Raw genomic sequence first — 18,987 nt, 5'->3', positions numbered from 1 at the left:
TCCTAGCTCAGGAGTCAATGATGACGATGCCGCATGAACGTACGCGATCGATAATTCAGGCCCGAGACTTTCTGGTTGATCTTTCCCATGATCAAGCGTTGCCTGAATCCATACGCAACGAGGCTCGCCGACTCTTGCGTCACTACCCCACTTCAAACGAGATTTTGCTCGCCGCAAAGGTGGAAGATGGAATGAAGAGTGGCCTAACGGAACCATTTTTGAGCTCCAAGATCGAGTAATGGATCTATCGAAGCCTGAGGCGCCGCATCAAGTGTTTAACCTTGAAAAAAACAGTGAGACCGTAAAACTTACTCAACCGGTATGCCTTGCTAGGCTTGCAGCCTGTGCTGTGGGATTTGTTGGTGACGGCGCACTGTCGCCTCCCCCCGCAGACTCTCATCCGAGCTTTCCGTTGCTCACCCATGCAGAACGCATGAACATCCAAACCACTGACAGGCGTCAGGTAGATAAGAAAGGTGAATTGCGCGACACCGCGATCACCGCATTTTTGGATTTCAGCACCAATCGCGTATCACTCAAAGATTCAGAGCGATTGCTTCAGATCAAAACAGGCTTTCCGCTCAACTTTTACAAGTGGTTCGCATAGCCTTTGAACTTCGGGAGTGTTGACGCCGACGCCGAATTGACCCACGGGGGGTGCTGCAAAAAACTTGGACTGCTTATGCCGCGAGACCGAGGCTCTCACGATACTCAACAGGACTGAGAGCGCCGAGAGAAATCTTGATTCGTTTTTCGTTGTACCAGCGAATGTATGAATCCAGGGCCTGAATGAACTGCTCAATGCTCGTTGACTGCCAGTTGCGAGGATAGAACAGTTCCGTTTTCAGCCGGCCGAAGAAACCTTCACAAGCCGCGTTGTCTGGCGAGCATCCCTTTCGCGACATAGAACGAATCAGCTTCGCATCAGCGATACGCGATAACCAGCCGGGCCAGCGATAGTGAGCGCCGCGATCGGAGTGAACGACAGGCCGTTTGCTGTTGCCGGCCACCGTTTCGACGGCGACATCCAGCATCGTGTTAACAAGATCGGCGTCTGGACGCGTGCCGATTGTCCAACTGATGACCAGCCCATCGAAGCAGTCAATCATGGGGGACAGGTACACCTTGCCGGCCGGGATCTGGAACTCCGTGATGTCCGTGAGCCATTTCTCATTTGGAGCAACAGCCGTGAAGTCGCGGTTGACGAGGTTTTCCGGTGCGGGGCTGATCTCCCCGAGGTAGGAACCGTATCGACGCCGTTTCGGCTTGGCGACGACCAGGCATTCCTGCTTCATCAAGCGCTGCACCACCTTCTCTGACAGACGCACACGCTGCTTGCTCAGCGACGCCCGCATCCGGCGGTAACCATAGCAGCGATGATTGAGCTCGAAGATGTCCGCCATGGCACGACGCACTTCGGTGTATTTATCCGCGACCTGCATTCGGGCTCGATGATAGAAATAGGAGCTTCGGGCCAAGTCCAGCGCTTCAAGCAGCTCTGACAAGGAGTATGTCTGCCTCAGGGCATCTGTCAGCAATGTCTTCTCCCTATTGGTCAGGACTTGCCGGTCGATGCCCGTATCTTTTTTTATGAGTTCATTCGCCTTCATCAACAGTTCGTGCTCAAGTTGTAGACGGCGCACGTCGAGCCGAAGAGATTCAAGTTGCCGCTCCAACTCTTCTCGCTCCGGTGAAGATGCAGTTTTTTGTCGGCGTTTCATGGGTGCGGATGCCTCTGGGCCGAGTAACTGATTTTTCCAGTTGTACAAGGTCGGCCTGCAGACGCCCAGCTTTTGAGCCACGGCGTTCGCACTTTCTTGTCGCGTGCACAGCGCGATCACCGCAGCCTGTTTCATCGCTGGCGGACGTGCTCGCCCGTCAGATCGACCAACGACACGCGTGTGAAGATCGGGATGCAACTTGTAAATCCAGGCACGCAACGAATCCCGTGCTGGGTAGCCCAAAGACTTGATGGTGGAGGCAATGCAGCGCCCGTGTTCGAGATAGTACTCGACAGCCTTTTCTCTTTGGGCCCGTGAGTACTTCGGCTTCGAGATCACGTAGCCACGCGATAGGTCGAGGCATCGCTCGTACTCTTCATGCCAGCTCTTCAGAGAGTTCTTCGTCGGGTAGCCCAGCTGGCGAATAGTTGCCCCGATGCGCTTCCCTAGTTTGATGTAGAGCTTGACCGCTCGGATGCGGTCTTCGTATGAATACATGAACTACCTCCAGGTAGTCCAAGTTTTCTACCGCCCCCCCCACGTGCTGACACAAGACTGACCCACCTCCAAATCTGCACAAATCCAGCAAAGGCAATGGTCGCGGGGAACGGACTGGGTGAATTAGGCGTCGGCACCAACAGTTGAGGCTAGTCGACTCCCGACAAGCCCCCCAATCCAGTTTCTAGTCGGGATGAGTGAATGTTAGGATGACATCGTGCCCAACAATTAGCGGTAGCACCTTTAGGGCCCTTCAGGCACAGTTCGACTTCAGTTCGTCACTCACATCTCGGGGTGTGACCTAGTTATCATGTAGGTGATCAATCCCGTAGGTATCCATCATGGCTACTACCACTGTGAGCTCTAAAGGGCAAATCACAATCCCTGCTCAGGTACGGGCTTCTCTTGGACTGCGGCCAGGCGATAGGGTTGATTTCGTCGAGATAGAGAACGGTCAGTTCGCCATCGTGGCTGTCACGCAGTCTGTTAAACGACTGAAGGGGATGATCCGAAAGCCGCAGAATGCCGTAAGCATCGAAGACATGAATACAACTGGCTGAATGCAAATGTCAGCGGCGCGTGTAGGAGTCAGCGATGAAAATAACCGGAAGAGTCGAAATCGAGACCGTCACTGACGTTGTGTGCGATGTATGCCGTTGCTCCACCCGCTTGAATACTGGCGGGCACCAGTTCTGCACCCTGCAAGCACACCGGGGCTATGGCACTGCCCATGATGGGGAACGCTATGAGCTGCACCTATGTGAGGATTGTTTCTTCCGAACATTGGCTTACCTCAAGCAGGAGCGGCGAATTCAACATTTGTTCAGCGAGGATGGTCAGGATCTCACCGATAATCTCGGTCTGGTCGCAAAGGATGATTATTTCGGTGACGCTGGGAGCCGATAGATAGTCTCTGCAAATCGTAAGCGGTCAGATACGAAGCAACGTTTGCCCAACTCACCTTGCCTGGGCAGCCAGACGGCCACTTATGGGGCCGCAACTCGATAATCCATTCGATACATCATGATTCCATAGAGTCGATTCAGTGAGTCATTTGCCGAGCATTGACGAGAACAGAAGCGCAGCGATTAAAGGCAGCAGCTCGGATCAGGTAGGAGGTCTATGCTTCATTTGGCGGGTTTACTTTGTTTTTTGATGGAAACGTGATGAGCGCCCCAACGACTACACTGCATAGGCCAAGCAAGAAAGACGAATTGCGTAACGCCGCTATCGCTGCGTTTTGGGAATTCATCTCCAATCGGGATTTGCTCAAGGAGTCGGAGCGGCTGCTCCATATCAAGGCAGGCTTCTCCGCTCAGCTTTCCCAGGTGGTTCGCATAACCTTTAACCTTCAGGATCGCAGCGTGGAGATACTCCTCAATGCATCGATCTCCACGCTCGAAAGACGTAGACGTGAACAAAAGCCCCTCAACGCTGTTGCGTCAGAACGACTAGATCGAGTTGCCGTCGTCTGTCACTTGGCAGAAGCGGTCTTTCAAAGCAGAGATACGGCCGTATGCTGGATGTCGAAACCAAACAAAGCCCTCGGTGGAGAGACACCGGTTATGCTCTGCGAAACCGAGATTGGAACCAAGCAAGTTCGTCGTGTGCTTCAAGCTTTGGAATGGGGTGGTGCTGCCTGATGGAGGCCAAGTGAATAGCAAAAACGAAATGAACAGACGACCTCTTGCTATGAAGGATAACTGGGCGGGAGCTGATCCACATAAGGCCGCCTTGAGGCCGTTGGAGTCCACAGTCAACTTGGCTTTGCTCTAGGGCTTCGCTCAATGCAACTTAGGGGTAGGCACTCCTAGCGCTTGTCTCTGGTACTTGTTCATAGCGCTTCTGCCTCAAGGTGAAGCTGGATACAGATGTCCGCTTTGAGAAGCGGGACTTACAACTGGCCGGCTATCGATCTGGGCGCACTTCTATTTCTGCCTTCAACCTTGTGGAAATTTCTAAGGTCTTCATCGTCTCGCTGCGCTGACATCTTGCAGTAGATGTCGATTCTTGCGGCTCCGCGGTCAAGTTAGCCAGTGGCTCACGAGGCTATTCTACCGATGGTGCAATTTCCGTCGGACCCAGCATGTGTATCCAAATTAGCGAGTTTATGCTCAGGACATAATTTCACTAATTTCCATATATATCGAGACCGTAGAAAACTCCCTCGTTTGGCTGACTGACCTTTGAGTCGCCACGAGTTTCGTTAACGCCTCTGGGCCTTACAATGAGGCCTTGTAGGCGGTGCCATGAGCAACCTGAATCTCTTTGGCACCCTCCAGCCGGCAAATTACTCGCCCGTTCTTTCTTATGACGAAACTTTGGCCTTGGGCGACCAGTGCAAAAAGGCGACGGAGTCGCCGGCGAGCATGGCTACAGCTGAAGGTTGTACTCATGACGGAGGCACTTCGTAAATGGTGTTCTAGAGAGTAGATTTTGACACCGATGCCGATGTGACCCATGTGCTGACGCAAGACGTGCCCCACGTCCAAATCTGCACAAATGCAGCAAAGCAATGGCTCGCGAGGAATAGACTGGGTCAGTGACATCTCGGCAACTGGGTCTATTCGGCGTCGGTGCCAACAGTTTTTACCAGTCTTCAGTTGAGGAGCTAAAAACGGGGCCAAATGTACCTATTCCTAGTTTTTTCGCTTGCTCTTCAATTCGACCAGCCTGTAGAACATCCTGCTTAGTAGGAAAGTGGCGTAAAAGGAAGTGTGCGTGTTGTCTAACGCGCTCGGGCACTTCTGTGTCGCGAGCAAGTTCCGTCAGGAAAGCGTGAGTTTGTGCTACGGACCTGGTCCGTTCAAATGGCATCGTCATGTAATCCACCACGAGTGAGATCGTCAGTCAAATTCAAGGCAACCAGGCTCGGTTGCCAAATTTCGCAGGCCTAGTCCAGGCTATCGGTCAATATGGACGCCTGTCCAAGGATAGCTTCCGATTCAGAGCTGAATTGTTCACTGGAAAGTGTTTGGTGAAAAAACCACACCACCGAAGATTTAAGGTTTCTCTGTTGAAGACGTAATCAGTAGCGCTCCAGAATCGCCAGGGCACGCACAACGATTTCTGTCAGTGGCATGCATGGGCTTTGTTCAGAGCATAGGGCGCAACAGCTCAAAGCTCCGGCACCTTTTATCCAGGCTTCAAGGTAAGGTTCTTTTACGCAGTTGAAGCAGACAGCGCTTGGTAAGGCCATTGCGAATTTCAGATCCATTTTATACGGGTAGGTATCAGTAGCCGATGGTGTTGCCGGAGCCCTTCACCAGACACTCAATGAAGATTCGTGTGCAAATGGGATCAGCCCCCATCGGGCAACCACCCAGTCCGGGTTGCCTGAAGAGGTAATGCTCCTGGAGCGGATCGCCAGTTCGAGCCGAGGATCGCCAGCGCATTCACGGCAGCTCAAAGCCTAACTGGGCTAGCACAGGCCGATCCGCTGGCTTGAGCTTCTTTACCGCCCAGATCAGCATGTGTTGCGGCCTTGAACTCGCGACGTATGCAAACCGCGTAGCCTCCGATTCGCGATCACGCAGCCAGTCCTGCCAATGTGAGTGATATTTTCCGGATTTCAGGGAGGACACGACGACCGTCACATCGTGAGTTTCGCCCTTCACCTGATGAATAGTCTCATAGCGCAGATTGTCTGGTTGGCCATCCTGGTCTTCTTGACTCATGAGCCGCACTGACACGAGCTTCGCCCCCTGTCCTGGGCGAGCTACAAGGTTCAATGCCCTGAGGGACTCCAGCTCATCGCGGATCTCTGCTGGGATAAAAGCCTGATCGGGGAGTTTCCGGATAGCCAGCTTTGCTGTGCGTACCCAGGCCGACCAGGTTTGATCCGGGTTGCCCGCGCCATTGGCGACCATGAATTTGAGACTGTCATGGATGAACTTGCGCCACGCCAATTTGGATTCCATCGCAACAGGACAATACGGCCCTGCTTTGGTGACCTGGAGCTCCAGTTTCTCTGCCAGCCATTTGGCAAACGTTTTCAGGCTTTCCTTGATGTCCTTCAAGCTACCTGCGCCTGCCGAGATACATGCGACGGCCAGCAACTCAATGCCCTCGAAGGTCTCTCCGTTGCGTAGACGCTGAAGGGTCGTATGACCCCGCGCAACGAGCACCACTTTGCTATACGCCTGTGTCATCGCCCGGATAGTTGTGAGCAACTCGGAGGGGCAACGCTGATATTCGAGAATTTTGGGCTGTACAGAAGGAATGCCTGGATTGCCGGTGATTTTCCCCGTCCCGATGATGCTGGCGCAAACGTCAACGATCGCTTGCCCGCTTCGCCAGTTGGCGGTCAATTCGTATGGTTTGAACTTAAGCTCCTCCATCAGCCTGCCGACCCTGGCCGGGTTTGACTTCCGGAACCCGTAGATGGACTGGTTCAGATCACCGATAAAATGGAACGTCACACCGAAAGCGCTGAGCCTTTTCACTATCTGCAACTGCTCGGCGGAGAGATCCTGGCATTCATCAACGATGAGCACGGGGAACCGACAGGCCACCCGCGAGAAATAGCCGTCGAAGCGTTTATCCTTGAGGGCCATCAGCGCCAGCATGTCGATGTCACCGTAGGTCGCAAAGCCTCCTTGCCAGAGCCTTTTTTTGGTGGCCACAAGGTCTTTGAGCGTATCTCCGGCGATCTCTACTGCGTTCAGCTGATTGTCCAGGCCACGCTCACCTGTTGAAAATACGAACCGCGCGGTTTCCAGGTCATAGTTGTATCTGCAGGCTGAAATCTTGCGATCACAGATAGGGTGATGAGTGCGATAGATGTCGGCGGTTTTTTCGAGGATTCGAATGCGGAAATCCCCATCTTTACCCTTGTAGCTGGTCAGCTCGATGGCGATGTTCGCCACCAGTCGCGAGAGCACGAAGCTGTCGAACGTGGAAATGCAATGGGGCAATCCAATAGGCTCTCCCAGGTATTTGCGCACCCTCCCCCTGAGCTCATCTGTTGCGCTGTTGGAAAAGGTAAGAACCGCAATGCCTGAAGGATAACGAGACCACTCTCGGACGGTCTTACACACCTTGGCGGCGACTACCTCAGTCTTACCACTGCCTGGGCAGGCTTTCAGGTAGACGTGTCTGTCTAGCGGAGAATCGATGTAATCCTGCTGCTCCCGGGTGAACTTCATCTCACCGGCAACCCTTGGCTCCTCACCTTCGGTGTACGCTGTCATCCCGCTGCTCCTGCCTCCAACCCGCAGGCCCAGAGGATGGCAAGGCGGATGTACTCTGGCACCACGAATTCAGTCTCCAGGCCCGCAAGCGCATCTGCAAAGGACTGGGCATACAATCCCTTGCCAATCTCATCGCAGTCAAGCCGATCAAGTAGATCGCCAGCAAAAATCGCCCTTTCGGCAGAGGTCATGGCCCCAAATTCCAGTTTCGCGTCCTTCTCCAGCCTCTTCACTACCGAGCCGTCGGGCACTGGCCAGAGCACGGCCGCGACGGTTAACATGGTTTTGAGATTGTCGCCCTCCATCGCGATGTCGTACTCGAACGTCTTGTACATGCCTGCGAACAGTCGAGCGAATTGCGACCGGTTGATCGGACCCCGAAGCTCCAATGCCGGATTGTTGCCGACAGGGTGGTCATCAGCGTGGGGCAGAAACGGAACTGCCTTTTTTCCACCCTTCCCATCGTCAATGGACGTCAAGGACTTCGGTGGGTCGTTATCGGTTAGCCCGGCGCACCTCACCGGCACATTTTCGCCAGGCTGCTCGCCACTGACATCACAGAACAACTGCATGAAGTGCTTGAAGTAGATCCCGCCCAAATTGATCACCGACACGCCGTAGTCATCCAGGGAGTTTCTCCCCTTGCCATACGGACGCAGGACAATCCGAGCAAGCTCCGGCACAACGATCGCTTCAGCGATGCCCTCGACCAGGATTGCTCCCTTGGAAAACAGCAAATTCGACTTCGTCACATCCAGCCAGCGATCTACAAAGCATCGACTTTGCTCGGGAAGCCCTGAGTTCCTGAGCGGCACTGCCGCAGGCTTATGCTCATTGGAGAGGTGGATGATGTGATCTACGGACACGGCAGCGGAGATCACCGTCGAGTGAGTCGTGATGATTACCTGTATACCCCGCTCCTCAGCGACCGTTTTCAAATGCCGCAACAGGCGTAGCTGAAGTTGCGGGTGAAGGTGTGCCTCCGGCTCCTCGATCAGCAGCAGGCGCAGATAGGTCGCCTCGCCCCGATCTTCCTCCACCTCTAGGATCAGCTCCGCCAGGATCGACGCGATGTACAGGAGGTTGTTGTACCCGAGGCTATTTTCCTCAAGTGACCGAAATTGCGTAGGGTCGGCCTGTGTGAGATTTGGGAAATACAGAAGCCTTAGTCCCTCCACAATGCGTGAGAAACTGACCTCGGAAAACTGGATCATGGTGCCCTGGGACAGGTTCAGCCCCAGTGCAGCCTTCAGGTTGTCGCCGATCCGCTGGTTGGCCAGTTTGATAGCAAACTTGTCGCTCTCGGAAAGCTCGCGGTTGAAGTCGCCCACGTGTTGCTCCAGCGGGTGCAGCTTGCCTGTTTTTCTAGCGGCTTCGAGATCCTTGCGGCACAAAGCTTTCAACAAGCGTGCAAGGCGAGACTGGCGTCCTTCCCGCAGCTTCGTCTCGGCGTCACGTAGCGGTGGTAGGTAAACGCAGTGAATGTAGTCGAGCGTCTCGGTTTCAAATGCCTTGGTGTATTCATGACCGCCGTACGTGTGGTGCTTGAACCGGCCACGCGACTCCTGGTTGAGCGCGGTGAAAGTCAGTTTCGCCTCGTGGTGATTTCCACACCAGTCGTCAAAGGCAATGACATCTTTTTCGTCCAGGCCTGAAAACGTGGCCTGAATTCTGATTTGCTCGGACGCAACAGCACCAGCCTCAAACCCTCTGTAGAAATCACGCTCACTGATGATCCGCTTGCCCGTCTCCGAGTCGTTGAAGAGCTGACGTATCGCGCTGACTATCCCTGTTTTGCCCGCCCCGTTTTCGCCCACTAGGACATTTAAGCCGTCGTGAAACTCTATGGTGAACCGCTCGCCGAAACACTTGAAACCATTGATGTCCAATGCCCGCAGATACATGAGAGTCCTTTCTTCGTAATTTGTCTCAGCGTCGAGCGCAAGCTCATTAGCCGTGGTTGGAGGTATCTAAGCGATGGCCCGGATTGCGGTAGTTTCAAACCCGTGCATTGGTTACGCTGCCTACCAATCCGTGCGATGGTCAACAGTTAGCACCCATGAGTGACGTGATGGCAAGCTCGCCTGCACTACCTCAAAACATGCAGAACCAAACGAGCGCCGGTCGCCCCACCGTTTATAGCGACGCGCCACACGAGGCCACATGAATTACGTAGAGCAGATACAGCATCAAGCCGAACAGATTTTTGGCAGCAAGGAAAAAGCGAGCGTATGGCTAAATCGGCCGAAAACAACCAACGCCTGTAGCGATCGCTCTCCGTGATGAAGGTTATCTTTTGGTCACGAGTGCACTTGAGCGAATCAATCACGGGTACTCATCGTACTTACCGTCTTTGACCTCAACCAGAACGACGCCGAGTCCCTACTCCACCACATCGAAGATGTTCAGGCCCAAGTTAGGTGGCCCGCGTGAAGACGCGTTATCGCGAGATGCGCTGCTCGAATTCCGCGCCGCATTGGTGTCGCTTCTTGGTGATCCAGGCACTCCAGCTGGCCGCGAGATGAACGACAGATTTAAATAGAGATACCCATTACACCAAGACTTACGCAGGGGGAATCTCGCTGCTCCATGTGAGGCGTCAAATGCGAAATCTGCTTAAGCGGCCCTGAAACACGGCCCAAGTAGAGCATCTCAGTAAGACGCTCATGGGCGTATTTCAGAGCCGGCCGGCCTTCTAGAGAGCTACTGCGAACGGTGTTGGTGGCGGTCATACAAATCTCTCCTTGGGGGTCAACTGGTTTCGGCTCAGTGATTCAGTGGGTCGAGCACGGTTTAGTGCAATGGGCTGAGGCCTAGTCAATCATGTGCCACCAGATTGATTCATGTTCCGCTGCAATTGAGCGAGCTCTGAAGATGACTCGGCCAATTGTCTGTTGATCCCAGTCACCTGCTCATTGGCCGCCCCCACCTCCCCCTCAAGCCGCTTGGCCTCTTCCCGCAATAGACCAACCTGCTCCTGCAGCATTTCCTTGGCTCCTTCCGCCTTGTTAACGGTCGTTTTCAAGGCATTGATTTCTCCAGCTTGCCGCTGCATCGCGTCCTCTTGAATGACGATCGTTTTTGCCTGATGGCGTGACTCACCCAGTAGCCGCTCGTTATCCCGATTCAGCCGAGTAAGCTCATCCTGCTTGAGCATCAAAGTTTGCTGCAACTGGCGGAGTTCAACCTGAACTTGCTGCACCTGTCCTTCGTGCCGTTGCTGTTCCTGCTCACGCTGCTCCTTGACTGCATTGCGGTAATGCTCAAGCGCATCTCGAGAGTGCAGGTGCTTCTCTTCCAGGGAGCGGATCTGCTCGTCCTTCTCCTGCACACGGAGCTCCAAGTCACCGCAGCTCTGGCTCAAACGCGCGTTACGAGTGAGTTCGGCTTGCAGGCTTGTCTGACTGGTCTGCAGTTCGGCCGTCTGGGCTTCCAGTGCGCTGCGCTGGCTATCAAATTGGCGCTGTAGCGAGACGAAATGTGCCTGTGAGACTGAGAGCTGTTGTTCTAGGTCAGCCTTTTGCTGATCGAACATCGCCTGGGCATCGGTGATGGCGGCCCCAGACTCTTCAGTCATGCGCTCCAACAGGCGCGATACCAGATTTGTTAGCTCATCGCTGAAGCGTTGAGTGGGCTCCCTAGGATCTCCCCCCATTGAAGCGGCCTCAATCTCCTTCATGTACCGCTGAATAGTGGTTCTCGATCCAGTATTGCCCATCTCAACGCGCAGGGCATCAATGCTTGGATTTCGGCCGCGGGCGAGCAGTGCATTTCTAGCTTCCAACACTACAGCCTTGTTAATTCCGCCGCGAGCCATGTTCTCTCCTGCGATATCGTACTGTGTGATGTATCACGTACATACATAATAGCTTTTGAAAAAATACAGATCAAAAAATAACGCTTTCTCTGATAAAATAATCGAGCGTTATCGCATCATAGAGCCGTTTTTGCCTTCTTCGATGCTGAAATAGGTACGTTTGAAGTGGATGGGTCGACATGAGCAAGGCGGATCAGTACCTGCAGGCCGGCACCCGGGACAACACCCGGCGCAGCTACCGTGCGGCAGTGGAACATTTCGAAGTGACCTGGGGCGGGTTTCTGCCGGCGACCGGGGACGGCATCGTGCGTTACCTGGCGGAGTACGCCGATCAGCACGCCATCAGCACCCTCAAGCAGCGTTTGGCCGCCCTGGCCCAGTGGCACATCACCCAAGGCTTCCCCGATCCGACCAAGACGCCGGCGGTGCGGCAGATGATCAAGGGAATTCGCACCTTGCACCCTGCCCAGGAAAAGCAGGCGGCTCCCCTGCTCCTGCAGCACCTGGAGCAAGCTGTTCAGTGGTTGGAGCGAGAGGCGGAGCAGGCGGCCGCGCGGCACGACCTGACAGGCATGTTGCGCAGTCGGCGTGACATCGCGCTGGTGCTGATTGGATTCTGGCGCGGGTTTCGTGGTGATGAGCTGTCACGTTTGCAAGTGGAGCACACCCAGGCGCAAACGGGCGTGGGCATCACGTTCTACCTGCCGCACAGCAAAGGCGATCGCCAGCACCGCGGCACGACGTTTCGTACCCCGGCGCTAAAGAAGCTCTGTCCGGTCCAGGCTTACATTAACTGGATCACGGTAGCCGGCATTGTGCAGGGCCCAGTCTTCAGAAAGCTCGATCGTTGGGGGCATCTGGCTGAAGACGGCTTTAACGCCAACAGCCTGATTCCACTGCTGCGGCGAATTTTCAATCGCGCGGGTGTGTCTGGCGATCTGTACACCAGCCACTCGCTGCGTCGCGGCTTCGCCACATGGGCGGCGGCCAATGGCTGGGACATCAAAGCGCTGATGACCTACGTCGGTTGGAAGGACATGAAATCCGCCATACGCTACATCGACACGGCAGATTCCTTTGGAGCATTGGCGACAGGTCAGCCGCTCACATCATCAGCTGTTCCCCACCCGCAAGCGTTGACGGTTGCTGGAAAACCCTAGGGCCAGATGAGGTTCACATGGGTAGCCATACTCCAGCTCGCAAAAGTCTTCTGCATAATGCGATTCGATTGGTCGATCCGGGTGAGCTCTGCCAATGTGATTTACAACGAGAGTTGTCGTAGTAATGTAAAGGCCTGCTTCATTTGGTCTTCGCTGACGACGAACGCCCGTAGCTGCCCTGCCATGTCCAGCCCTTTGGCTACCAGCCCCTGTGACTCAAGGCTGATCTGCCATTGCAAGTCCTTCCGGTTGGTTTCTCCGGCCAGGTGCAGTGGCATTTCCGGGGTCTTGATCTTCACCAGCATCGCCGGGAACTTCACTTGCTCATCGCCACCCAGCACATTACGAGCCAGGGTCATGGCGCTTAACTGAATGGGTTGCAGAAACGGCAGCAGCTTGCCCTCGATTTGCGCGCAATCGCCGACGGCAAATATGTGTGGGTCAGAGGTGCACATGCGTTCATCAACTTCAATGCCACGATCCACCCGTAAACCAGCCTGCGCCGCCAACGTCGTATCAGGTTTCAACCCAATTGAGGCAAGGATCACATCGGTGGAGATTTGCCGGCCATTGGACAAAGTCGCCAACAGGCTATCGTCTCTCCTTTCAATGGATTCCAAAGCCTGGTTGAACACCATTTCCACACCCATCCGGCATAGCCGATGCTGCAAGCGGCTACTCACCTCAACAGGCAGCAACGAGGCCAGCAGGCTGCAGGACTTATCCATCAGTACCACTTGCTTTCCGGCACGATTGACATCCATGGCCAGTTCACTGCCAATCAAGCCGGCCCCCAGAATCAGTACGCGCTCTGCCGCTCTCAGAGCATGTTGTGCATGACGGTATTCTTGCTGACTGTTCAGAGTCACCATCCACTCCCGTCCGGGAATCGGCGGAACGATGGCTTGCGCACCCGTGGCAAGAATCAGTTTGTCGTAGCTGAATGCCTCACTGCCGGCGCTTATACGCTTGTTTTCGCGATCAATTGCAGTCAGCTGGCAATCCGCATTCAGGGTTAACCGATACATCTCGGCAAACTCCGCCGCAGACTGACGAGTCATGTCGTCCGCTGTCTGATTGAGACTGATGACGTGACTCAGGTCGGGCTTGTTGTACTCATCGCAACTGTCTGCAGCGATCAACCGAATGGGCACCGCTGCATCGAGCCTGCGCAAGTTCTTGACCACCTGACGAGCCGCGAAGCCGGAGCCCACAATGACGATTTCCTTGTTCATTTCGCCTCCGAAGCAAGCTCATCGAATACCGATTTACCCAGTGAACATTCAGGGCACAGGAAGTAATCAGGCACATCGCACCAAGCCGTATCGGCCTGCACATCCTGCATCGGCTCCCCGATCGCCGGGTCGTAAACCCATTGGCAGACACTGCACTGCATGCGCGGGCCGTTGTCCGCGATGGGTTCCGCCTGGGCAGATGCGGTGGCTGCAGGTCGTGCGACTTGTGCGTCCGTCGATGGATGCAGCGCCCATTGCCGAGCGATTTCGCGGCCATGAGCTCGGCAAACCTCAAGCGAGTCACCGTCTGGCCGCCACTTGGCTTTGAGCGCCAATGTGGTTTCAAAACCAGCGTCCATCAAGCGCGTCTGGATACGGTCTACCGCCCCACCATTCCAGCCGTAACTGCCAAACGCCGAAGCCTTTTTATTACGAAAACGCAGCCCGGCTATTTCCTCCAGCAGGCCGGCGACTTTCGGCATCATGACGTTGTTCATGGTGGACGAGCCCACCAGAACACCTTTTGAGCGGAACACGTTGGTCAGAATCTCATTCTTGTCGTGGCGCGCGACGTTGAAAATCTTCACCGCCACACCCGGATCGACTTCGTGAACGCCTTGTGCGATGGCGTCGGCCATCATGCGGGTGTTGTTCGACATGGTGTCGTAGAACAGTGTGATGCGGTCCTCCTGATAGTCCGCCGCCCATTCCAGATAGCGGTGCACAATCTGCGTCGGATTATCACGCCACACCACGCCATGGGCGGTGGCAATCATATCGACCGGCAGATTGAAACCGAGGATCTCGGTAATCTTGGGAATGACCAGGCGACTGAATGGCGTAAGGATGTTGGCGTAGTAGCGTTGGCACTGATCGAACAGTTCGTTTTGATCCACTTCATCATTAAACAGGTGTTCGTCGCAGTAATGTTGGCCAAAGGCGTCGTTACTGAACAATACGGCATCGCCGGTCATGTAGGTCATCATGCTGTCTGGCCAATGCAGCATCGGGGTCTCCACGAAAACCAGCTGTTTGCCATTGCCGACATCCAGGGTGTCGCCGGTATGTACGACGTGGAAATTCCACTCTGGATGATGGTGATGACCGTTAATCGAGTCCACGCCATTGGCGGTGCAATAGATCGGCGTATTCGGGATCCGCGACATCAACTCTGTCAGCGCCCCTGCATGGTCCTCTTCCGCATGATTGATGACGATATAGTCCAGCGTGTTCAGGTCGATTTCCATCGCCAGGTTCTGTATGAACTCCCGGCTGAACCTGTGATCAACCGTATCAATCAATACGGTCTTTTCTTCACGGATCAGGTAGCTGTTGTAACTGCTACCTTTGTGGCATTTGTATTCAGTGCCATGAAAGTCCCGCACTTCCCAATCGCGCTGACCGACCCAATGAATGTTGTTCTTGACGTGAATTGACATGGCTACCTCAGTATAAAAATGATGTTCTACACCGAAGATGGCAATGTTCGTGCCAGACCTTAAGTTATTGATTATAAAGATAAATAAAACAACGATTGTCAATATGACATTGTCCGACTACTGTCTTTATGACTAATTCATTGTCAAAGTGACAAAACATGAGTCTCTCCGTTGAATCCCTGGCACGCATCGCTATTCAGTTGCAAAGCGGCATTTCCCATCAGGACCGCTTTCAACGTCTGATCAATACCTTGCGCCAATTGCTGGGTTGCGACGCCTCTGCCTTGTTGCGTTATGAACAGCGACAGTTCCGTCCGCTGGCGATTGACGGCCTGGCACCGGATGTTCTAGGGCGCCGCTTCAGCCTTGATGCACATCCGCGACTGGAAGCCATCGCTCGCGCCGGTGACGTGGTTCGCTTTCCGGCAGAGAGTCATTTGCCTGATCCCTATGACGGACTGATACCGAGCCGGCAGGACCTCAAAGTGCATGCCTGTATCGGATTGCCGTTGTTCGCGGACCAGACGCTGATTGGTGCGCTGACGATCGATGGCATGGACCCGGCACAGTTTGATCACTTCAGCGACGAAGAGCTGCGATTGGTGGGAGCCCTCGCTTCTGCTGCCTTGGCCAATGCATTGCTGGTGGAGCAACTGGAAAGTCAGACCATTACTCCTCTCTCCATCAGTAATATCCCGGCGGGCAAACCCGACACCGAAATGGTCGGGCTCAGCGAAGTCATGCGACAGTTGAAAAGAGAGATCGAAATGGTGGCAGGTTCCGACCTGAACGTCTTGATCACTGGAGAAACCGGAGTCGGCAAGGAACTGGTCGCCAAGGCCATACATGAAGGTTCATCACGCGCAGGTCAGTCTGTGGTCTATCTGAACTGCGCTGCGCTGCCGGAATCAGTCGCTGAGAGTGAGTTGTTCGGCCATGTCAAAGGGGCTTTTACCGGCGCAATCCATCATCGCACCGGCAAGTTCGAAATGGCTGATAACGGCACACTGTTTCTCGACGAAATCGGTGAACTGTCACTGAATCTGCAAGCGAAACTGTTGCGGGTACTGCAATACGGCGACCTGCAACGGGTTGGTGACGATAACGTCTTGCGGGTCAACGTACGGGTGCTTGCCGCGACCAATCGTGATCTGAAGCAGGAGGTGTTGAACAATCGGTTCCGTGCAGACCTGTTCCACCGTTTAAGCGTATTCCCTGTGCATGTACCACCACTGCGTGAGCGTGCGCAGGACATCACGTTGCTAGCGGGTTTTTTCTGTGAGCAGAGCAGGGAACGCATGGGATTGAAACGGGTGGCTCTGGCTGCCAACTGTCTGTCGTTGCTCAAGCAGTACACGTGGCCAGGAAACGTTCGCGAACTGGAGCATGCTGTTTATCGAGCGACAATCATTGCTCGTGCGACCCAGCAAAGTGACGAACTACTGCTTGAAGCACAGCATTTCAATCAAGTACCCGAGCAGATGGATACGCCGCCTGTTGCTCTGGATGTTCCTTTCCTCGGCGTTGACCAGGGTCTGCGGGATGCGACGGATGACTTCCAGCGTCAGCTGATTGACAACACGCTGAATAATTGCGCAAGGAAATGGTCTGCCTGTGCTCGAATGCTGGATATGGACGTGGCCAACTTGCACCGACTGGCGAAGCGGCTTGGTTTGAAATAACACTCACGGCCGATCAGGGCTCAATTCAGCCGGAACCAAGCATTGATCGACTGGCCGATTGCAGGTCAGTCAAGGCCGTTACCGACACCGGCGTTGCGAAGCTGCATTACCCGACGCACTACCCTCTAAGCTGACGTCAATCATGCTGACCTACATGTCGGTCTCGCCGCCAAGCCGCCCAGCATTAAAGGACTGTCCCGGGATCATCGGATCTCGCGGGTCAGGCAGGCTCCCAAAGTTTGGGAAGACGGTTTTTGAATCCGCAGGGGTAGAGAAGAAAACCCGCTGGCAGGGAAAAACGCGTTCACTGGTTCCTTATCCGGCACCAGTGTGATCCGGTTTGTGCGTCCAAGCAGTTCTTCCATCACGATCCGTAGCTCCAGTCTGGCAAGCGGTGCACCGGGGCAGACATGAATGCCGGCACCATAGAGCAGGTTCAGCTCGGGATCGCGATCGAGGCGCATTTCATCGGGATCTCCAAAGACCGCTTCATCCCGATTGGCGGACGCCCAGTTGAGGGCGATACGCGACCCCTTTGCCAGCGTGCGCCCGCCCAGCATGACCTGTTTCGTAGTCATCCGACGGTTCATAATCAGCGGTGCATGAATACGCAGTATTTCATCGATGGCGGTAGGTAACAGCGCGGGTTGTTCGCGCAATTGCTGCTGCCATCCGGAGTTGATGGCCAAATAATGCGCGAGAATGCCGACTGAGGCGGAAATGGTTCCGAGTTCGCCGACCGTCCAGTTACGTAAAATACTGACGATCTCATCGTCTGTCAGAGGCCTTCCCAAGGACTGATCGCGTAACAAGATGGTCGTAATGTCGTTCGGCGCAGCAGCGCCGGCTGTACGGCGCACCTCCAGCAGATCCTTGATGTAACCGTCAAACTCGAGGGCCACGGCGGCCAGGGCAGCGTCGTCTCTGGCCAGAGTGGCCGCGTGATTCTTCAGCGTCCACAGGCGCAGCGGTTCATGAAGATCGGCCGGCCAGCCCAGCCAGGCACACTGGATCTGCAACGCAAAGATTTGAGCAAATTCCCCTATCAGTTCTGAAGGGCCTTCATCCGGTAACGCCCGCACCAGACGAACAGCTATATCACGGCACACCGGGGCAAAAGCATCCATATGCTCCGGGCTGAAATAAGGCTTGATGAGGCTCCGGTACACCGTATGCTCGGGCGGATCCATGCCATTGGGGACCGAGGGGAAACGCGAGACGGCATTACTGAAGGATTCATGATCCTTAAGTACGCGCAGCACATCCTCATGCCGGAATAAGGACATATAGCCATATTGACTGTATGCGACCGGGCAACGGTGGCGCATGTCGTCGTAGGCTGTCGTCTGATCCTTTAACACAGCTTCAGACCTCGGATCCCAATCAGGTAGTGATTTCTCGTCCATCGTTTACTCCATAAACCCGTCCCACTGAATCTGGAAACTAGGTAGCAAGGTTTGTCGACCTACCCGTACTCGGTCGGGACATGTCGTAAAAGCCCGCTAGACTGAAACCGTGCACGACGTCCACTACGTCGGCATCACCCGGGTGAAGTCTGTACGGGCTTGTAGGGAAAATCGGGCCACTAGCTGGCCAGGGAGACATGATGAGTAAGCTTCAGCAGTGGTTAAACTCGCAGGGCAGCACTGCGCTGTGGGTGGTGTTCTGGCTCTACGGCGTAGTGCTCAGCAATTTACTGTTTGGCCTGATCCTGGTCGCCTTCAACAAAGTTGCCCCCTCCCTGTTTGGTCTGATGCTGCTGGGTTTTGTGGCCTACACCGCTTCCATGCTCAATGCTGTATGGCGCAATGCGGATAATGTCCGTGACCCCGTCCACGGTCAGATCGCTCGTTTCCTCACGGTGGCCTGGTCGATCAACGCGGTATTGGTTTCGGGGTTTCTCTTCCTGAGCCATCTGAATGCCATGGCCTTCCCCCTACCGCTCCCTTTTTAACTCCAAATAACCAGGGCCCTTAATGTGGGCCTTGAACGTTAAAGCCTTGATTATTTAACTTCTCGATCTGGTCAGGCCTCAGCAGCCCCCCAGCTATTGCGTCGAAAACAGCGGCAGGCGCGCAATGGTCAGCCTGGGCGATTTCAATCTCGACGATGGCATCCCGGGCGTGATCGGCCTTGACCCAGGTCATTGCGGAGTCACCGATTATCGCGCCAATTGATTGTCAGCATAGTTGATCAATATCAAGTCCATGATTTCTGGCGATCGCCATCACCGTTTTCAACGC

General features: G+C 54.6%; 17 protein-coding genes. 8 read left to right on the top strand and 9 right to left on the bottom strand.

Going from position 1 to position 18,987, the window contains the following annotated elements; translation table 11 throughout:
* The first annotated feature begins 17 nt into the window (after positions 1 to 17).
* A complete protein-coding gene (locus J2Y56_RS01955; protein ID WP_310348379.1) occupies positions 18 to 239 on the top strand; it encodes a BPSL0761 family protein in 222 nt (73 codons plus the stop codon).
* Positions 239 to 607: a hypothetical protein gene (locus J2Y56_RS01950; protein ID WP_310348298.1), complete on the top strand. Its 369-nt coding sequence runs from the start codon at positions 239 to 241 to the stop codon at positions 605 to 607. Before J2Y56_RS01955 ends, J2Y56_RS01950 begins: the two co-directional genes overlap by 1 nt.
* A gap of 73 nt (positions 608 to 680) precedes the next feature.
* On the opposite strand, the gene J2Y56_RS01945 is transcribed toward J2Y56_RS01950, so the two are convergent.
* Positions 681 to 2,219, bottom strand: a complete 1,539-nt coding sequence (locus J2Y56_RS01945) for an IS3 family transposase (protein ID WP_310348295.1) — start codon at positions 2,217 to 2,219, stop codon at positions 681 to 683.
* A gap of 341 nt (positions 2,220 to 2,560) precedes the next feature.
* Between J2Y56_RS01945 and J2Y56_RS01940 the strand changes: the two genes are divergently transcribed.
* The 3 genes from J2Y56_RS01940 to J2Y56_RS01930 all read left to right on the top strand — a co-directional run bounded on the left by J2Y56_RS01940 (position 2,561) and on the right by J2Y56_RS01930 (position 3,862).
* A complete protein-coding gene (locus J2Y56_RS01940) occupies positions 2,561 to 2,779 on the top strand; it encodes an AbrB/MazE/SpoVT family DNA-binding domain-containing protein (RefSeq protein ID WP_310348293.1) in 219 nt (72 codons plus the stop codon).
* Between the two features lie 34 nt (positions 2,780 to 2,813).
* Positions 2,814 to 3,125, top strand: a complete 312-nt coding sequence (locus J2Y56_RS01935; protein ID WP_310348291.1) for a hypothetical protein — start codon at positions 2,814 to 2,816, stop codon at positions 3,123 to 3,125.
* Between the two features lie 260 nt (positions 3,126 to 3,385).
* The gene (locus tag J2Y56_RS01930; protein WP_310348288.1) at positions 3,386 to 3,862 is read left to right on the top strand and encodes an antitoxin Xre/MbcA/ParS toxin-binding domain-containing protein; all 477 of its coding nucleotides are present in this window, start codon (positions 3,386 to 3,388) and stop codon (positions 3,860 to 3,862) included.
* A 946-nt stretch (positions 3,863 to 4,808) separates the two neighbouring features.
* Here J2Y56_RS01930 and J2Y56_RS01925 read toward each other — a convergent pair.
* From J2Y56_RS01925 to J2Y56_RS01910, 4 genes are all read right to left on the bottom strand, one after another.
* Entirely contained in the window at positions 4,809 to 5,036 is a 228-nt protein-coding gene (locus J2Y56_RS01925; RefSeq protein WP_310348377.1) for a BPSL0761 family protein, read from the bottom strand.
* Positions 5,037 to 5,614: 578 nt separating this feature from the next.
* Complete coding sequence (locus J2Y56_RS01920) at positions 5,615 to 7,366, bottom strand: UvrD-helicase domain-containing protein (RefSeq protein WP_310348375.1); 1,752 nt, start codon at positions 7,364 to 7,366, stop codon at positions 5,615 to 5,617.
* Positions 7,367 to 7,407: 41 nt separating this feature from the next.
* On the bottom strand, positions 7,408 to 9,315 hold the full coding sequence (locus J2Y56_RS01915) for an AAA family ATPase (protein WP_310348286.1): 1,908 nt from the start codon (positions 9,313 to 9,315) through the stop codon (positions 7,408 to 7,410).
* Between the two features lie 917 nt (positions 9,316 to 10,232).
* The gene (locus J2Y56_RS01910; protein ID WP_310348282.1) at positions 10,233 to 11,228 is read right to left on the bottom strand and encodes a DNA-binding protein; all 996 of its coding nucleotides are present in this window, start codon (positions 11,226 to 11,228) and stop codon (positions 10,233 to 10,235) included.
* A 179-nt stretch (positions 11,229 to 11,407) separates the two neighbouring features.
* On the opposite strand from J2Y56_RS01910, the gene J2Y56_RS01905 reads away from it, so the two are divergent.
* A complete protein-coding gene (locus J2Y56_RS01905) occupies positions 11,408 to 12,388 on the top strand; it encodes a tyrosine-type recombinase/integrase (protein WP_310348280.1) in 981 nt (326 codons plus the stop codon).
* A 101-nt stretch (positions 12,389 to 12,489) separates the two neighbouring features.
* Here the strand turns inward: J2Y56_RS01905 and norW are convergent, their stop codons facing one another.
* Together norW and norV are read right to left on the bottom strand one after the other, a co-directional pair.
* A complete protein-coding gene (gene norW, locus J2Y56_RS01900; RefSeq protein ID WP_310348279.1) occupies positions 12,490 to 13,623 on the bottom strand; it encodes an NADH:flavorubredoxin reductase NorW in 1,134 nt (377 codons plus the stop codon).
* Positions 13,620 to 15,062: an anaerobic nitric oxide reductase flavorubredoxin gene (gene norV, locus J2Y56_RS01895; RefSeq protein ID WP_310348277.1), complete on the bottom strand. Its 1,443-nt coding sequence runs from the start codon at positions 15,060 to 15,062 to the stop codon at positions 13,620 to 13,622. Before norV ends, norW begins: the two co-directional genes overlap by 4 nt.
* 158 nt (positions 15,063 to 15,220) lie before the next feature.
* On the opposite strand from norV, the gene norR reads away from it, so the two are divergent.
* A complete protein-coding gene (gene norR, locus J2Y56_RS01890) occupies positions 15,221 to 16,744 on the top strand; it encodes a nitric oxide reductase transcriptional regulator NorR (protein WP_310348275.1) in 1,524 nt (507 codons plus the stop codon).
* A gap of 203 nt (positions 16,745 to 16,947) precedes the next feature.
* On the opposite strand, the gene J2Y56_RS01885 is transcribed toward norR, so the two are convergent.
* Entirely contained in the window at positions 16,948 to 18,150 is a 1,203-nt protein-coding gene (locus J2Y56_RS01885; RefSeq protein ID WP_310348273.1) for a cytochrome P450, read from the bottom strand.
* Between the two features lie 200 nt (positions 18,151 to 18,350).
* Here J2Y56_RS01885 and J2Y56_RS01880 point away from each other — a divergent pair, with 200 nt between their 5' ends.
* Positions 18,351 to 18,698, top strand: a complete 348-nt coding sequence (locus J2Y56_RS01880) for a hypothetical protein (RefSeq protein WP_046027260.1) — start codon at positions 18,351 to 18,353, stop codon at positions 18,696 to 18,698.
* Positions 18,699 to 18,717: 19 nt separating this feature from the next.
* Here J2Y56_RS01880 and J2Y56_RS01875 read toward each other — a convergent pair whose 3' ends face one another.
* Entirely contained in the window at positions 18,718 to 18,891 is a 174-nt protein-coding gene (locus J2Y56_RS01875; RefSeq protein ID WP_310348270.1) for a hypothetical protein, read from the bottom strand.
* Between the last annotated feature and the right edge of the window lie 96 nt (positions 18,892 to 18,987).

It is taken from the genome of Pseudomonas sp. BE134, assembly GCF_031456105.1.
Classification (GTDB): Bacteria; Pseudomonadota; Gammaproteobacteria; order Pseudomonadales; family Pseudomonadaceae; genus Aquipseudomonas.
The sequence above is the reverse complement of the archived record's forward strand: the minus strand, read 5'-3'. Positions and strand labels throughout refer to the sequence as shown.

Coding starts and splice junctions, on each gene's coding strand:
- J2Y56_RS01955 (WP_310348379.1), top strand. CDS start 18: ATGATGACGATGCCGCATGAACGTACGCGATCGATAATTCAGGCCCGA.
- J2Y56_RS01925 (WP_310348377.1), bottom strand. CDS start 5,036: ATGCCATTTGAACGGACCAGGTCCGTAGCACAAACTCACGCTTTCCTG.
- J2Y56_RS01915 (WP_310348286.1), bottom strand. CDS start 9,315: ATGTATCTGCGGGCATTGGACATCAATGGTTTCAAGTGTTTCGGCGAG.
- J2Y56_RS01920 (WP_310348375.1), bottom strand. CDS start 7,366: ATGAAGTTCACCCGGGAGCAGCAGGATTACATCGATTCTCCGCTAGAC.
- J2Y56_RS01935 (WP_310348291.1), top strand. CDS start 2,814: ATGAAAATAACCGGAAGAGTCGAAATCGAGACCGTCACTGACGTTGTG.
- norW (WP_310348279.1), bottom strand. CDS start 13,623: ATGAACAAGGAAATCGTCATTGTGGGCTCCGGCTTCGCGGCTCGTCAG.
- J2Y56_RS01905 (WP_310348280.1), top strand. CDS start 11,408: ATGAGCAAGGCGGATCAGTACCTGCAGGCCGGCACCCGGGACAACACC.
- norR (WP_310348275.1), top strand. CDS start 15,221: ATGAGTCTCTCCGTTGAATCCCTGGCACGCATCGCTATTCAGTTGCAA.
- J2Y56_RS01930 (WP_310348288.1), top strand. CDS start 3,386: ATGAGCGCCCCAACGACTACACTGCATAGGCCAAGCAAGAAAGACGAA.
- J2Y56_RS01880 (WP_046027260.1), top strand. CDS start 18,351: ATGAGTAAGCTTCAGCAGTGGTTAAACTCGCAGGGCAGCACTGCGCTG.
- J2Y56_RS01910 (WP_310348282.1), bottom strand. CDS start 11,228: ATGGCTCGCGGCGGAATTAACAAGGCTGTAGTGTTGGAAGCTAGAAAT.
- J2Y56_RS01940 (WP_310348293.1), top strand. CDS start 2,561: ATGGCTACTACCACTGTGAGCTCTAAAGGGCAAATCACAATCCCTGCT.
- J2Y56_RS01950 (WP_310348298.1), top strand. CDS start 239: ATGGATCTATCGAAGCCTGAGGCGCCGCATCAAGTGTTTAACCTTGAA.
- norV (WP_310348277.1), bottom strand. CDS start 15,062: ATGTCAATTCACGTCAAGAACAACATTCATTGGGTCGGTCAGCGCGAT.
- J2Y56_RS01875 (WP_310348270.1), bottom strand. CDS start 18,891: ATGACCTGGGTCAAGGCCGATCACGCCCGGGATGCCATCGTCGAGATT.
- J2Y56_RS01945 (WP_310348295.1), bottom strand. CDS start 2,219: ATGTATTCATACGAAGACCGCATCCGAGCGGTCAAGCTCTACATCAAA.
- J2Y56_RS01885 (WP_310348273.1), bottom strand. CDS start 18,150: ATGGACGAGAAATCACTACCTGATTGGGATCCGAGGTCTGAAGCTGTG.